Source organism: uncultured Methanospirillum sp. (genome assembly GCF_963668415.2).
Lineage (GTDB): Archaea > Halobacteriota > Methanomicrobia > Methanomicrobiales > Methanospirillaceae > Methanospirillum.
Genome location: NZ_CAXXDL010000001.1, coordinates 3,798,019 through 3,815,108 on the forward strand (window position 1 = coordinate 3,798,019; position 17,090 = coordinate 3,815,108).

The following is a 17,090-nucleotide window of genomic DNA, read 5'->3' on the forward strand; positions in this document are numbered from 1 at the left end:
CCAGAAGATTCATTGTTTCTACTCTATCCTTCAGGTCAGAAAAAAAGAAGTTCAGAGATCTTTCTTGAACAGAATGCCTGACTGGGCAGACTCACTCATTCCTCCGGTCGGAGTAGGAGTTACCGTTGCCCCTTCACTGTCATCACAGATACCATTCTGATTACAATCCCTGCACGTGCCACCAGGGCATTCAGAACATTGAACAAGACAGGGATCTGCTGTCTGTTGACTACTGCTTCCAGAAGCCACAGGTTCAGGGCTCATGAGTATAGTCGTTGAACCGGTCTGTTGTGGCTGAACAACAGGCTTGGGAGTGACAGACGGCGAGATACTTGTAGGATCATAAATTCCATTCTGGTTTACCTGTATCTTCTCACCATTCTTCATGGATATGAAAACCACATCAGCAGGATCATAGTAAAACTGCCGAATCAGCCGTGGTGTAGATCCCGTGGTATACTCACCGATAAGTAGCCAGCCTTTTTCCGGACAATAGTATTTCTTCAGAATTCTGTCATAGATCCATGAGGTCTTTGAGAGTGGATCATAATAGACACCCTCCCTCACTCCCGGTTGCCACTGTTCAGGTATTTCAGCCTTCAGGATATTGCTCGAAGAACCGGATGGAGAACCAGACTGGGTTGTTCCCGAGGTACCCGATGAAATAATACTAGTACTGGTTGAAAGTGAAAGACTGGAACTAATTCCCGGATCTGAAGTGCTTCCAATGACAAGTCCGGTTAGAATCGGAAGACTCCGGTATGGAAAGGCCGTCACAACCGTAGCACACATGAGGATGACCAGGCAGATGAGAATCACCTGCACCCATTTTTTTATCATCTACATACCCTCCACAGAGTTGATACTGCATAATACCGAGGATTAGTATATAGTTGTTCGGTGGATACAGAGAGGCACAGAATGGAGTGACTGTCTGCCTATATTACCCGAATGCTCTATCAAATTGCTCTGAAAAATATCCAGACGAAACCAATATGCGCCATAGGCAAAGAGAGGACGAAATTAACGAGTGTTTCATAAATTACAAGTATGCATATACAAAATTACAAAAAACCGCCATAACTTTGTTAATGATACGTTTAAACCAATTTGATAAAGTATTTGAATCGGCAATCAGGCGAAACTTTATACGCTGCTGCGGGCAACAGAAAGATGTAGATGAACTATAAGGTTCATTGAAAGTTCGAATAGAACGAGATGAAATTAATGTCAAAGAAGAACACCAAGAATGAGTCCGGAGCAAAGAATATTCAGGCTCCGGTTTCAGAACAGCAGGACATAAAGTCAGCACATGCACCTGGTGCAAACAAGAACAGGCGCTGAAATCCTGCAATAACTTCCACATTCACCATATTTTTTATCCAATTCTACAATCTTCTTCCCTGCTTCTTCTGTCCAGTCGTCAGTAACCGGATCATCTTATACGACTTACATGTTGTCGATACCTGCCGGATAAAAAGCCACAGTTCTTAAAAACAGTAGAGAAAAAGAGATTACAGGTTAGAGGGCAGGGACTACCATCTGAATTGATCCTGCAAGCATACCCAGCGTTTCTACTCCGGCCTTGGCATCCTGCATCGAATCGTAAAAACCAGTCACGATGATGATCTTTTTGTCTGTACTCAGGATATAGATTCCGAGGGTCTTGTCACCGCTTGTACCATAAACCATCACTCCGCCATTACTCAGGAACTGTGGTTGATCACCATAAATCAATGAGATCTTTGCACCAAGCATGAACTTATCAAGGAACTGACGTGAAGCAGTGGAATCCAGTTTTAGACCTGTCGGATTATTACTTACCACTATTGATATCCTGGACCCAGGATTATTTTTGTTAAATACATTTGTTAACGGACCGATATTGGTATTTTCAATCAGAATTGAGTTTCCAGGAGGAATTTTCATCGAATATACTGTATTGGAAGAATGATTCATCGGGGTTTCATTTACGGTAATATCTTTCCAGGCAGAGTAATCGATTGCTGATACAGGAGCGATGATAAAAAACAGAACACCCAGAAGTACCAGGATTACAGATTGTAAGTTCATAGTATTCATTCCAGATACCATACGTTCATCTTGCTAGGGTTGATTACCTCTTTTTACTATATAAATCGATCATACTCGTAGGCAAAGATGAAATTGTCAGGACAGATACTATGCTGATATCAGGAGAATACCGACATTTCCAGAAAAATTACATACGAAAAATTATTTTTTATTGGATACTGAGATGCCGATGGTGACCATGACACCTTCAATATCCCAGTCACGATCCAATTGCCAGAGTGATGTGTCACGTGATCCACTGTCCTGATGAATCACGAGCGATGTTGCCCTGACCTCTTTGCTAATTGTCTCCTGCCAGGTTTTGGTCAACAGTTTATAGAGATGGGCATCCTGCACGATAACATCGATATCAATCATCTCCTCGACATTCAGATTCATCTGCTTGCGCATCTCCTGAATTCTCCGGATGATCTCTCGTGTGTATCCATCTGCCTCGAGATCAGGAGTCAGGGTTACATCTACAAAGACGGCTGCATCACTCATCTCTGCAGAGAATATATTTTCAGGCATTACCTCAGTGAACATCACGTGCTCAGTTGTTATCGAGATATCACCTTCAGGACCTGCAAGAGTGTACGATCCCTTCTCTGCAATCTGCCTCCGCATCTCGGTTCCATCAGCACCTTCGATAAGAGCCTTCACCTGTGGTCCGATCTTTCCAAACGAGGGGCCGATCTTCTTCATTACCGGTTCTGCCTTCCAGAGGATCTTATCGTACTGGCCTGAAATGACAACGATCTCCCGGGCGTTGGCACGCTGGCATGCCAGATCATACATGCTGCCAAAGGCCTTCCCGACCATATCATTTCTTGCTGCGACGGTAACAGTCCCTACCGGCCAGCGAAGTTTCCGTTTTCCGGTCTGTCGTGCATTTGCAACTGCTTCATCAAACGACCGGATCAGACCCATCCGGGTCTCAAGATCGAGATCAATGAGTCGTTCTTCTCCTGAGTACCAGGAGAGCATATGAACAGATACTGGATCTCCTTCAAGTCTGAGGTTCCCATAGATCTCCTCTGCGATGTGTGGAGCAAAGGGGGCAAGTAACCGGCATATGGTTCGCATACAGTAGTAGATCGTCTCATATGCGTACTTCTTATCAAGAGAATCCTCTTCCAGCCACATCCGGGGACGCACGATCTGAACATACCAGCGGGAGAGATCCTCAAGTACAAAGTTTAGAAGTGACCTGCTCAGGCGATGCAGGTTATACTCCTTCATATCAGCAGTGATCTGTTTAGCAACAGTGTTGATTCTGGAGATGATCCAGCGATCCTCATCGGGCATCTCCCGCAGGGAACGTGTAATGAAATCATGATTCCAGACTCCTCCGGCAGATGATGGAGTGAAGTCATCAAGAATCATATACGGGAGTGGGAACCGGTACACATTCCAGAGGATGTTTATGGTTCGGTTGACTGTTGAGACACTCTCCCAGTTAAACTTGAGATCTTCCCATGGGGCATTTGATGACAGCAGGTAGAGTCGAAGCACATCGACGCCGAACTTTTCGACGACCTCTTCAGGACTTACCACATTGCCAAGGCTTTTGCTCATCTTCCGACCATCTGCATCAAGTGAAAAACCGGTCATGAGCACCTGCTTGTACGGCGAGCGGTTGAATGCTATAGTAGAAGCACCAAGCTGTGAGTAGAACCATCCACGGGTCTGATCCTGTCCTTCAAGAATAAAGTCAGCAGGCCAGAGTTTCTCAAACTCTTCGGTCTTCCCCGGATATCCTATCGTTGCCCATGATGCCATTGCAGAGTCAAACCAGACATCAAAAATGTCCTCAACCCGGTGCATCGTTCCTCCACAGGAGCAGGGTATTGTGATCGTATCCACATATGGCCGGTGCGGATCGGTCAGGTTCGATCCGGCTGCCTTGTTAAGTTCAGCCATCGTGCCAAAGACCATCTGCTGGCTACACTCGCTGCATTCCCAGACTGGAATCGGGATGCCCCAGTACCGTTGCCGGGAGATGCACCAGTCGCGGGCATCTGAGACAAAGTCATGGAATCTTGCACTTCCAGCCCAGTCGGGGTACCAGGTCGTAGCTGCTATCTCACCAAGCATCTGCTCTTTGATCTTCGGGATCGAGATGAACCACTGTTCGGTCGCCCGGTAGATGATCGGGGTCTTACATCTCCAGCAGTGCCCGTACCGGTGAGTGATCTTCTTGCGTGCCAGAAGAAAACTGCCTAGTGCTTCGACTATCTCAGCGTTTGCATCACGAACAAACTTCCCGGCAAAGGCACCGCCATCTTTTGTGTACAGTCCGGCACCGTCCACCGGACAGAAGACATCAAGTCCTTCCTGAACACCGAGGAGATAATCGTCCCATCCATGGCCTGGTGCAATGTGTACCATTCCGGTGTTGTCCATCTCAACAAATCCGGCAATGACGACACGGTGATCGATCTCTTTCTGATGTGGGACAAGATCAGCCAGTGGGGATGTGTATCTGGTTCCTTCAAGTTCTTTCCCGGTCTTCTTCTCAAGGATCGAAAAGTCCTGATACCGCCCTTTCTTGAGTACTTCCTCTACCAGCGACTCTGCTATCCAGAGGTACTCGGTCTTTCCCTCCTTCTCGGCTGCAACCCTGGCGTACACAAAGTCCTTATCAACAGCAACTGCCACGTTTGCAGGAAGTGTCCAGGGAGTTGTGGTCCAGATAACCAGGTATTCATCGGATTTACCAGTAATCGGAAACTTGACAAAGAGTGAGGGGTCCTGTTCGTCCCAGTATTCGACTTCAGAGTCTGCGATGGCTGTCTCACAACGTGGACACCAGTTTACTACCCGGTGGCCCCGCTCAAGAAGGTCTTTCTCGTGTGCCTTCTTCAATGCCCACCATGCTGCCTCGATATAATCTGGTGTTATTGTCTGGTACGGATTGTCAAAGTCCATCCAGATTCCGAGAGACCGGAACTGGTCAGACATAGTCTCTTTGTTCGAGATTGCAAACTGCTTGCACCGCTCAATGAAGGTCTCGATACCGTATGCTTCAATATCCTTTTTGCTCTTGAACCCGAGTTCCTGTTCAACTCTGACCTCAATGGGCAGTCCATGCATATCATATCCTGCCCTGTCAGTAACATCATATCCCAGCATCCGGTGAAATCTGAGAATACTATCCTTGAGGAGCTTATTCCAGGCAGTTCCCAGGTGAATGTTTCCGGTTGTATACGGAGGACCGTCAACAAAAAACCAAGGCTTTTTCCCTTTATTCTGATCTTTCACCCTGCTGTAGATCGAGTTCTTTGTCCAGAACGTACGGACAGAGGTCTCGATCTCTTTTGCAACATAACTACTGGTGACTTCTCGCAAGGATACCCCTCAAAAATTCCTTTATTAATTAGACCTGACCATACAAAGGTCTTTGCGGTCTTCCGGTCTCAGCATAAGTCAGAGAAAAAAGAGAACGTGGTTCAATGAAGCATGTACAGCGAGAAATGGGTGGTTACCACCCTCCTGCACCACCTCCACCAAACCCGCCTCCACCACCAAATCCTCCTCCTCCGCCACTGAACCCGGACCCTGATGACGGTGGAGAATATGCGGTCACCGGCATGAATGCCGAATAGAATAATGCGGGGGCAAAAATGGCAGAACCAGAGGATGAAGTAAACTCAGGCAGGTTCACCTCGAGATCCTGCATCGTTCTCACCACCCGATCACCAACACCGAGGGCAGTGCCGTACACCAGCCACTCCCCCCACATCGAGAGATCAGACGGAGCATACCGACGTATTAATGCCGAATCAGAAAGGAAGGATCTGAACGAGTCCCACCTGAGTTTTTCGGCATATGTATCTCCTTTCCATCTGCCGAAGAGGGTAGCCGGAAAAAGCATGGCAACAAGCCCCTGAAGGAATGCTGCCCCGGCCATGATGGTTGCTGCAAATCCTACCGGACCATCACTCCCGGCAATGGCAGCAAAGATTGAGAACAGGAACCAGATAACCGGGAATATCAGAAGGGGAAGAAGATACCCGCGTCCATCCTCGATATAGTGAGACTCAAGGTAGGAACTGGAGTACGAGGTGAGTGACTGAATCTCCTGCTGATATGCAAGGAGTGTGGTTCTGACTGAAGAATCAGAATTGGCTGCATCTGCCATCGAGGCAAGTGATCCCGTATCTATCACGTTGTCTGATGCAATCCTGCTGAACACATTAAGGACCGTCTGCTCGTATGGATCGGGTGACTGGTTCTTCAAAATGGTGATTGTCAGATCCTTACTGTCAGGTTTTTCATCAATCCTTATGATCTTCTGTCTGTGCATATCCAGCAATGTTGCATAGAGCCCTTCTTTACCGAACTCTTCTGGATCGCCTTCAAAGATCAGGTTTACCATCCATGGCTTAAGCGACGGATCAGGAACGACACTCAGGTGTTCAGGAACGGTGAATGGTTTTTCCCGCCCTTTCCGGTACCAGATAATAAGAAGCAGAACTGGGATACAGACAAGCAGACAGATTGATCCAAAGTATGAGATGGCCGGAGTGGCTGTCAGCAGCCCTGCGAACCAGGGATTTGCAGCGTTTGTCTTCTCTGCTATACTGACAGCTCCAAGGTCGCTGATTCTGCCGTGAATCGTATCACCGGTTCCGCGATCGAGTACTAGTTCAAATCCGAGAGGAACATCTCCTGATGCACTTCCGGTTATTACATACGAGTCACCGGTCTTTGTCACTCTCATCCCTGCCGGGTGAGGAAAAACCTGCTTTACCCGATCAGCGGGGATCGTGATTGTAACAGATTTGTATGGAACATGATCTGTTGCCAGATCGATATTGATATGATCGGCATCTGTTCCACGCTCAACCGGCGGGGAGATGATCCACGAGTATGTAACTGGCCAGGTTCCGGTTGTATAGTAATCAGGTTTGAACGCACCGGCTTCATTATCGCTGGCATGATTCCTGATAAGATCCTGATCAGCTTTACCGGCTCCGTCCATATGGACTGTTCCGGTGTAATCCTTCAGGTATGAGTAGGCACCAGGTGGAACTGTTGATTGAATCAGTTGAACAGGTGTAGTTCCTGACAAACCAAAACTGACAGGAATATTGAACACCCGGTTCAGACTCCGGTAAGCACCATCTGATTTTACTGCATACTGGTATGACTCATTCAGGCTTCCATCATATGACCAGGAGCAATGATAATCAGTTACAACCAGGTCACCTTCAAATAATGAGGCAATTAGTCCGCCCAACCAGAATCCGGATACTCCAATGATAACAGCGGCAATGATAACCACGGCCAGCTGACGAATCTCTCCCATTTCTTATTTTTCCCCTCCAACAAACCGCCAGGAATTGCAGGAACCCCACTCTTTTTTCTCACCCGGTACCATGGGCAAAATGCTTTTTTCTGCATGTTCGCTGCAGGCTATAGACAGGTAGCACCCCGGAATTTGCATATCGATTGATGAGTTTGCACATACCTGACAGCGTGAATAATCTTCAGACATATCGTTACAGATTGAAGGTCTCAGTCTTACGTGCAATATATCTGATGGTTCAAAAAGAAAAAAATTGAAAAATTGATAGAAAAAAGGTGAACAGTATGCGACTTATTCGTCTGGAAGATTTTCAGAGACAAATGATCTGATATCACCGATAAAACCAATCGCCTCATCTGATGAACCCTCACTTCGGGCATACTCAACCATCATACAACGATCAAGGATCCGGGAGATCATCCCGGTGTCTATCCCTTTCTTCCGGGCGAGTGTGAGAATCTCTTCGGTTGTATCGGCTGACCCGGAGCCCCTGGTATGGGAGATAAAGAACCTGAGTGCCTGACCTGAACTGACATAGGCATCTTTAATCCTTCCATCTTTGATAGCTGCTTCAGCCATTGTCAGGTATTCTTCAGTTACTTTCCTGATGTCAACAGGTTCTACAGTAACTGGAGGTTCTTCATCCGGTTGGATATTCTGTTTCTGGTAATACCGGTATCCTGCCCAGCAACAGAGAGAGATCAGGATAATCAGCAGGATGATCCCGATGTACCATCCCAGAGGGGCCTCATCTTCTTTCTTAACTGTCACCGATTCGACAGTGCCATTCCTGATGACCGAGGAGATCGTGGCGTTCGTTCCACTTGGAGTGTTGTATTGCTCATCAATTTTGGTTTCGTTCGGTGTTATCGTCTGTGTGCCACCGGTCTGATTGAAACCAGCCTGTTGAAGATTTTTTGTAGTTGCCTGGTACCTGGGATCGTCAGCTAATGATGAAGGGACAGGGAGTGACTCATTCGAACTTGCTGTAAGTTTTTCTAGTGTATCATTTCTAATATCGCCTTGTAACGATAGTTCCTGGTTTTTCTCATTTTTATATTGAGCAGATACAGTCCCTTCTCCCTTCCTCTCTGTAGATATACTTCCATCTTTCTGCTGGTAGCCAGCCTTTTTCAGATCCTGATTCACCTGGTTCAGCATTGGATCCTGATGCATCTTATCAGCAAGGTCCTGTTGATCCTTCTTGTTCTGGTTCGTCTCCTGTGCCAGTTGTTTCTGAAGAGCTGAGGACTCAGCATTCATCTGATTATTCTGCAATGCTTGCTGAGCATTCTGTGGCTGTGAGCGGCTACCGGAACCTGATGACGCCCCCTGACTCGAGAGCATCTGCTGCATAAGCTGCTGATTCTGCTGCTGCATCGCATTCATCTGCCGATCCATCTCATCAAAGGGATCAGAACTCTGACTCTGACCCTCTGGTTTTTCTTCACGTGTACTGGAGGTTAACGGTGAATCAGCATTACCAGTCGACTGTGATGTCTGTGAAGATCCTTGTGGACCCTGCTGCTGTGACTTATTAGGTACAAACTGCACATTGAATGGCGGGAGAGTTGAGACATAATCCTTACCGCTATCACGGTAATGCATTGCCAGGATCACTTCAAAGACTGCAGGATCATCTGAACTCAAAGTTATTGCATTCTGTGAGCTCCCGGGACTGATAGGAAATGACTGTGAATGAGAGCTGGACTGGGAAAATGACACTCCTCCCTGGGATTGTTTTCTGGTCAGCGTGTACTCCAGTGTTCCTACATTGGTCTTTGGAAATGAACTCTCAACAACAAACGGAACCCTTGCCTCTTCTCCAGCCGGAAAGGTATATTCACTCTGACTGGATTTTAGAGTGACATCACTGGCAAGAGCAGGATATGCAGCAAAGGTAACCAGAATGAAGATGGCTGCAACTATGTACTTCATTGAATGATCCTCCGTCTTCCGTATCTGAGCACAATTTCGGATATCATAAGAATCATGGCGATAACAAAGAACCAGTCCTTAATACTGGTCTCCTCTTTTTCACGTTTGATCTCTTTATTCAGGTTTGTATAGATCTCCGAGAGTGTCCGGTCGCTGACTGATTTGTAGTACTTTCCTCCGGTCTCTGATGCGATCTTCTTCAGAGCATCTTCATCCAGATCAGCGTATTGCGGATTTCCAAACCAGTCATACCCGAGTATGACACGTTGATCAGATCCTAGACCGACAGTAAATACCTGTATATTCTTATCTTTTGCAAACTGGGTTGCCTGATCCGGTGATATTATACCAGCGTTATTAACTCCATCAGAGAGAAGGATTACTACCTTTTTCCGGTTTGGAATCGACTCAGCCATATCGATACCAAGAGCAAGCCCGTCACCGATAGCGGTTGCTCCATCTTTCTGCTCGATAGACTTCAATTTGCCAAGAACCCGATCCTTATCAGGAGAGAGGTATGCTGCACTCGTTGCTCCTGATTCAAACGTGATTACACCGACATAATCCTTGTCATCAAGTTGGCGAATCAGTTGACCGGCTGAATTTTTGGCTGCCTCAAGCCTGGTAGGTTTGTAATCGGTCGCCTGCATACTTCCGGAGTCATCCATAACGAGGATGACATTGACCCCCTCCTTTGCCTGCTCGAGAGGAATGTGGGGATCAGCAAGCCCGATGATGATACAGCCGAGGGCAGCAAGTGCAATAAAGAGAAGTATCCGGGGCCTTGACGAACCTGTTCTACCGGCAAGAGCAGTCTTCATGAACCCGATATGGGAGAAGACCATAGCTTCCTGTTTTTTTCTCCTGGTTTCACGAAGATACCAGAAATATATGGCAGGAAGTGCGAGCAACAAAGCAAGCCATTCAGGATGATAAAATCCTGCCATTACCGTGCCCCCGCCATAGGTGTATCTGCAAAGAGGCGCTGCAGAGGACTAAACCAGTCATCAGATGTTCTGACCAGTTCCATTGGTACATGACATTTTTTGAAGATTCCAGCAGTCCTCTTTTCCACTTCTTCAACTGCCCTCAGATAATCTAACCGGAACTGCTCATCTGATGTATCAATGAGAATCTGTTCGCCGGTTTCTGCATCCTCAAGTTCAATAAGACCCACGTCTGGAAGATCCGACTCTCGTGGGTCTGATACCCTGATTGCATACACTTCGTGGTGTTGCCTGAGCTGACCGAGTTCACGGGAAAAATCAGGCATGTAGAAGTCTGAAATAAGAATGACTGAAGCCATTCTCCGAAGACGGGTAAGGATATGATGAAGTGCAGGCCTGATGTCTGATCCGGAACTCTGTGGTTCATGGTTAATAACCTCATGAATGAGGTGGACAGCATGAGCCCTGCCACTTCGTGCGGGAATAAATCGTTCAACCTGATCTGTTACTATGATCAGCCCGGCCCGATCATGATATCGTACCGCTGCAAACACCAGGCTCGCATAGATCTCCAGCATCATCCGGTACTTACTCATTTTGCTACCGAAGGAATGCGAACCAGAAAGATCGATTACAAAATAAAAAGTCTGATCCCGCTCTTCAGTAAACTCCTTAACATATGGAATACCGTACCTGGCAGTGACCTTCCAGTCAATAGCCCTGATATCATCCCCAGGTATATATTCCCTGATTTCAGAGAACTCTATTCCCTGCCCTTTAAAGAGCGAGATGTGAACACCTGCCTTCTGACCGGTCACCCGTGCCCGCGTGATAAGATCAACCGAGCGGATGAGCCTGACCAGTTCAACAGGGTCTTCCCATGCTGGCATCTGTTCACTCCTCCTTCAGGGTACCGGAACACTCTTGAGAATCTGTATGATGACAGAATCGGTTGTCACTCCGTCTGCTTCTGCCTGATATGTGAGAATGATACGGTGACGCAGAACCTCAGCAGCAATCGCCTTTACATCTTCCGGAACCACGTACCCTCGTCCACGGAGCAGAGCATGTGCTTTTGCTCCAAGCACCAGGAAAATTGTTGCACGAGGTGAGGCTCCATAAGCAATGTAATCGGCCAGCTGAAGACCATAGCATTCAGAATTCCTGGTTGCATCTACAATCGATGTAACATAATTCTTGATCTCCACATCTGCATACACTCTTGGAAGGAACTGCTGAAGTGAGAGAATCGTATCAGCTGTGATGACCGGTTGTGGTGTGATCTTTATCCCTTCAGTAAACCGATCAAGGATTGTTACCTCCTCTGCTTTTGAAGGATAACCCATGATGATCTTGAACATGAACCGATCCATCTGGGCTTCTGGGAGCGGATAAGTTCCTTCATGTTCAATCGGGTTCTCGGTTGCAAGTACGAAGAATGGTGATGGGAGTTTGAAGGTTTCTCCCTGAATTGTAACCTGTCGTTCCTGCATGGCTTCAAGTAATGCAGACTGAACCTTTGGAGGTGCACGGTTTATCTCATCTGCCAAAACAAACTGGCTGAAGATAGGGCCTTTGACAGTTGAAAATGATGAACTCTGCTGATTGAATATTTTTGTACCGGTGATATCCGCAGGAAGCAGATCCGGAGTGAACTGGATTCGTGAGAATGACGCATCAATACCCTGAGCCAATGTTTTGATAAGCAGTGTTTTTGCTATCCCCGGAACTCCTTCCAGCAGGACATGACCGTCAGCAACTAAAGAAATAACAAGACGATCGACGATTTCACACTGACCGACGATTACCCGCGAGATCTCATCCCGGAGTGGAATGAGGAGGTCTGCGTATTGTTTAGCTTCCTTTGTAAGCGCAAGGATCTCTTCGTTCATGCATTCACCTGATATTCGATTAAGTTAGGGTAATAACGGAGTAATTTGTAGGTAATTCTACAAAGTAAAGTTTGCATTACATATTGAAAATGTTTTTCAACACTGAGGTGAGAGGCGATAAAAAATATCAGAAACGCTGGAAAAGAAGAGACAAAAAAGAGGAGTTGGTTATGATGAATTCACTGCCATTGGAATAATACCAGTGGTACGAAGATCAAGAACGACATCACTGCCGGCTGTGAATGGATATGATTTAACCCACTGGCCGTTCTGATCCTTCACTTCTGCCACATGCTCCTGGCCGGTCTGTGCATCATAGATCTTGAACGATATTGGTGAACCACCAGGAATATCTCCCTGGATAGTAAGTTTGGCCTGATCACCATACTTGCCTGCCACGTTCACCTGAACCGGGTTATTCTCAATACCAATCTTTACTCCGCTTCCATCAGCAGTGACAAGCGATCCGCATGGTGCTGGATGATCAAAGATCATAACGGTTCCGGACACGGTCATAGGAGTTGTGGGAACCGGAGGTTTTCCTCCGTCAGCACGCAGTGAGAGCCGGGTCAGTCCACCCTCAAAGTATGGGTATGAACTTGCCCAGTCTCCGCCTGACTCTACATCCCTAACCTGTGCCTGGATAGCCTCGTTAGTTCCTGTCGGAGTGACCCAGAAGGTGAGTGGCTGTCCACCTTTCAGATCTCCCTGGGCAACAAGACGCTGTAGTTTCTCAAATCCGTAGACACCGGGTGAGGTGACTGGAAGCGGATTGCCAACATGTCCTTCGATGATGTTGTCGCCCTTCACGGAGATGGTTGATCCAACCGGAAGTGGCTGGCCGTTGAAGGTCACTTCTCCAAAGAACTCGTGTGGAAGAACCGGCATTGGTGGAATACCTTCTCCACCGACACGGAGGTCAAGCCGGGTCTTCTCGCCACCACGGAACGGATACGAGTCGGTCCAGTTTGCCTTTCCATAGAGGTCGTAGCATTCAGCCTTTACAAATTCTGCTGATCCCGGAGTCTTTACCCAGAAGGTTACCAGTTCACCATTCTTGATGGTTCCCTGTACCTTCAATGGGTCTGGAATACCGTAGTTTCCTACTTCAACAGTTTTTGTTGGATTTCCTGCAATACCAGTCTCTATACCGTTACCCCGTGCTTCGACGATCGTGTCACATGGAGCCTGATCCCCTTCAACGGTGATGTGACCGTAGAAAAACGCTGGTTCTTTGGCTTCTGTAACAGTTACAAGGTTCTGTTTACATGCCTTTGCTGATCCGAATGCGTTGGATGCTTCAAGGCATACCGTGTATGTTCCAGGTGTCTGGAAGACGTGAGTCGGGTTCTGCTCGACTGCGGCCTGCCCGTCTCCGAAGTCCCACTTCCATGCAGTCGGATTGTTGGATGAGAGATCTGTGAAACAGACAGTCAGCGGTGCTTTGCCGTTCACTGGTGAGGCCACAAAGTCCGGTACTGGTGGTTTTCCAGCCGGGTCGACGTGGATATAATTGTACCTGATCTCTGTTGAACGGTCATCGCCCCTGATCGCTGTCAGGAGGACTGTGTAATCACCGGGCTGGGTGTAGACATGGTTCGGGTTCTTGTCGGTTCCATTGGTACCGTCACCAAAGTTCCAGAGCCATCCGGTTGGGTTTCCGGTAGAGAGATCAGTGAACTTGACATTCAGTGGTGCAATACCGGATGTCGGCTCACCCATAAAGGCTGCCTTGAGTGGAACCGGTTTCTCGAGGACATGAATGTACTTCTCCTGCACTTTCGTGTTCTCTCCAAACTCGTTCTTGGCAGTCAGGGTTACCGTGTACTCGCCTACTGCCTGATACACATGGACCGGGTGCTGTTCTTCAGAGGTTGAACCGTCTCCAAAGTTCCATACCCACTTGGTCGGATTACCACCTGACAGGTCGGTAAAGCTCACAGTGAGCGGTGCAACTCCTACGGTCGGATTTCCTCTGAACTGTGCAACAGGTGCACTTCCGGCCTTTGTAGCATTAATCAGATTCGGCTTGGTTATCTGGTCTGATCCTGCAGTATTGCTCACGTTCAGGGTGACTGAATAGACACCCGGATTGGTGAAGAGATGGGTCGGGTTCTGCTGGTTTGCCGTCTGCCCATCTCCAAAGTCCCATCTCCATGCTGTTGGGTTATTCTTTGAGAGATCAGTGAAGTTAACCAGCAGTGGTGCATTACCGGTTGTCGGATTTGCATTAAAGTCTGCTACCGGCTTGATGACATCCGGCAGTGCATTGATAAACTGCGGTTTCTCCTTTGAGGATGAACCTGCTCTGTTGCTTGCAGTCAGATTAACGGTGTAGGTTCCTGCCACCGTATATACATGAGTCGGGTTCTGCTCCTGTGAGGTTCCACCATCACCAAAGACCCATGACCATGAGGTAGGCTGGTTGGTTGTCAGGTCAGTGAAGCAGACACTGAGCGGGATAACACCGGACTGCGGGTTTGCATTAAAGTCTGCAACCGGTGGTTTCACCGGTTCGCGAACGGTAATGTAGTTTTCTTTTGTCTTCTTTTGAGTGGATACGATGTTGGCTGCAGTGAGTGAGACTGTGTAGACACCTGGCTTCTCATAGATGTGAACGGGGTTACGCTCTGAAGAGTTGCAACCGTCTCCAAAGTCCCATGCCCATGAGGTTGGAATACCAAGTGAGGTGTCAGTAAACTGCACAGTCAGCGGGGCGTCTCCTTCGGTCGGAACACCGACAAAGTCGGTCACCGGGATCATATCGTGGTTGGAGATTACTGCAACGAATGCATCGCGATCACCATCACCATAGTTCTGCTGGTACGGCCAGACCTTGGGGAAGTTTATTGAGGTGGTATATCCGGTCATATACGCATCTCCTTCTCCCGTGACTGCAACCCCTCTGCCTTCATCAATATCTGACCCACCGAGGTAGGTACAGTATTCGATCTGGCTGATGATTGGATTGAACTTGGTCAGCATCAGATCAGATTTGCCACCCAGTTTGGACTGGTATGCCAGGGTAGCCGGAAGATCCGGTGAATCGGAGGTTCCGACAATATAGATATTGTTGGTGGCATCCTGAGCAACTGCACTGATGGAATCAACCATTGAACCTCCGAAGTATGTACTCTGGTTTAATGCTGATCCATCAGCAGTCAGGGTTGCAATAAACCCATCCTGAAGTCCTTTTAACTGTGGTTGAATCGGATTTACAGTCGGGAAGTCAGATGATTTTGTTGAACCGACAACAGTAAGTGATCCATCGGGATGTGCAATGATACCTTTTCCATCATCCCAGTTGTTTCCTCCAAGGTAGGTGGAATAGGCTGCAGGGTATTTTCCTTCAGGATCAAACTTTGTGACAAATGCGTTGAATGTTCCTTTCAACTTGGATTGGTACGGTTTGATAACCTGGAAGTTGGGTGATTCAGTCTGTCCGACGATACATGCGTACCCATTCGGATCGATGGTTACCGCACTTCCGGCTTCGTTTGCACTCCCACCGATAAAGTTGGAGTACGCGATAGAGTTGCCCTCAGGAACCAGCTTGGTGATAAAGGCGTCACTCAGGCCACCGAACGGGGATAACTGGTATCTGTTTACAACAGGATAATCCCAGGACTTGGTCTCACCGGTAATGAAAACATCCTTTTTATCATCTATCGCAATCCCGTACGCGAAGTCATCAGATGTTCCACCAACGTAGGTGGAGAAGACTAGATCTTTACCACTTGGGTCAAGCTTGGCTACCCATGCATCATAGCCGCCTGAGATCTTGTTTCTAAATGCACTCTTGACAGGGAAATCAGCGGAGTTTGTGCCACCACCGATATAGGCATTGCCTTCTTTATCGATGACAAGACCGGTTCCTTCGTCAGTACCGCTGCCTCCGATATAGGAGATATATACGAGATCGGTCCCGTCAGGATTGATCTTGATGATGAATGCATCCTTGTCGCCACCACCGTAATATGGCTGGACACTCCCCGGAGCAAGTCCTTGTGCACTCACACCAGAGGTCATTGTCTGGTTTTTGAGGTACTTCAGGTGGTCAGACCAGGTTGTCCCGATAAAGTATGCATATCCATCATTGTCAACAGCAATACAGTTACCCTGATCACGACCCTCTCCACCAAAGTACAGTGAATATCTCAAAACCGGGTCGATGACCAGTGTCTCTTCCTTGTTGTAAGATCCCAGCGTGAATGTTACTGTGTTTTCTGCTCCGATCTTGTATGAACAGTCAACATTAACTTTAGATCCATTGATCACCTGATACGCAACAGGTGCCTGATCTACAATATCACGTCCGGCAGTCTTGATGATCAGATCTCCTGACTGATTCAGGGAAAGAGACTCCTGACCTGAGTATTCTAATTTAATTACAGCCGGATCAGCTCCCGCCTGAACCACGTACTCACTCTTCAGGTTTCCTCCTTTCCCTGACAAATTCAGGGCAATACCCGGATAGAGCTCTGTATACTGGACTTCAGTAGTCAGGTTGATCCCGTTTTTCCAGGCTGATGAGTCAGAACCATAATAATAGTTCGCGGTTCCATTCACCGGGTTTAACCCGATGATACTGGTACTGTTTTCAGCTCCGACAAGTTTTACAAAGACTGGTTTAACTGTCGTTGTATTGTTGCCAGCGGGGCTGAATTCAATACCATTTTTGAATACCGTGATCACCTGATCAGGTGACGACTGAGCCTGATACGATACATTATCTTCAAACTGCCCTTCATTCGGAATGAACAAAATGGGCATCGAGGCAATGACAGCCTCCCCTGCCGTTTTGTTTCCTCCCTCTGCCATAACTGCTGCAGGGAGCATACCTGCAACGAGAAGAATGGTCAGAACGAGGTACCAAACTGGCTTAACATTCCCCATCATATGAATAACCCGCGTCAGAACATACGG

The 17,090-nt window shown here is 47.5% G+C and carries 9 protein-coding genes; all 9 read right to left on the bottom strand.

Features of this window, described 5'->3' with window-relative positions; all coding sequences use genetic code 11:
* Window positions 1-51: 51 nt before the first annotated feature.
* The 9 genes from ACHZA2_RS17780 to ACHZA2_RS17820 all read right to left on the bottom strand — a co-directional run bounded on the left by ACHZA2_RS17780 (window position 52) and on the right by ACHZA2_RS17820 (window position 17,063).
* Window positions 52-840, bottom strand: coding sequence for a hypothetical protein (locus ACHZA2_RS17780; protein WP_319537567.1), 789 nt, complete (start codon window positions 838-840; stop codon window positions 52-54).
* 681 nt (window positions 841-1,521) lie between these two features.
* Window positions 1,522-2,073, bottom strand: a complete 552-nt coding sequence (locus ACHZA2_RS17785) for a hypothetical protein (protein ID WP_319537566.1) — start codon at window positions 2,071-2,073, stop codon at window positions 1,522-1,524.
* Between the two features lie 162 nt (window positions 2,074-2,235).
* Window positions 2,236-5,424 carry an isoleucine--tRNA ligase gene (gene ileS, locus ACHZA2_RS17790; RefSeq protein ID WP_319580830.1) on the bottom strand — a complete coding sequence of 1,063 codons (3,189 nt, stop codon included), beginning with the start codon at window positions 5,422-5,424 and terminating at the stop codon, window positions 2,236-2,238.
* A 133-nt stretch (window positions 5,425-5,557) separates the two neighbouring features.
* Window positions 5,558-7,387, bottom strand: a complete 1,830-nt coding sequence (locus tag ACHZA2_RS17795) for a DUF2207 domain-containing protein (protein ID WP_319580831.1) — start codon at window positions 7,385-7,387, stop codon at window positions 5,558-5,560.
* Between the two features lie 291 nt (window positions 7,388-7,678).
* Window positions 7,679-9,325 (bottom strand): hypothetical protein, encoded by a 1,647-nt coding sequence (locus tag ACHZA2_RS17800; RefSeq protein ID WP_319580832.1) that lies wholly within the window; start codon window positions 9,323-9,325, stop codon window positions 7,679-7,681.
* A complete protein-coding gene (locus ACHZA2_RS17805; RefSeq protein ID WP_319580833.1) occupies window positions 9,322-10,272 on the bottom strand; it encodes a VWA domain-containing protein in 951 nt (316 codons plus the stop codon). The genes ACHZA2_RS17800 and ACHZA2_RS17805 overlap by 4 nt, the downstream gene beginning before the upstream one ends.
* Complete coding sequence (locus ACHZA2_RS17810; protein WP_319580834.1) at window positions 10,272-11,162, bottom strand: DUF58 domain-containing protein; 891 nt, start codon at window positions 11,160-11,162, stop codon at window positions 10,272-10,274. Before ACHZA2_RS17810 ends, ACHZA2_RS17805 begins: the two co-directional genes overlap by 1 nt.
* 15 nt (window positions 11,163-11,177) lie before the next feature.
* Window positions 11,178-12,164: a MoxR family ATPase gene (locus ACHZA2_RS17815; protein WP_319580835.1), complete on the bottom strand. Its 987-nt coding sequence runs from the start codon at window positions 12,162-12,164 to the stop codon at window positions 11,178-11,180.
* Window positions 12,165-12,332: 168 nt separating this feature from the next.
* Window positions 12,333-17,063, bottom strand: a complete 4,731-nt coding sequence (locus ACHZA2_RS17820) for a PKD domain-containing protein (protein WP_319580836.1) — start codon at window positions 17,061-17,063, stop codon at window positions 12,333-12,335.
* Window positions 17,064-17,090: the final 27 nt, after the last annotated feature.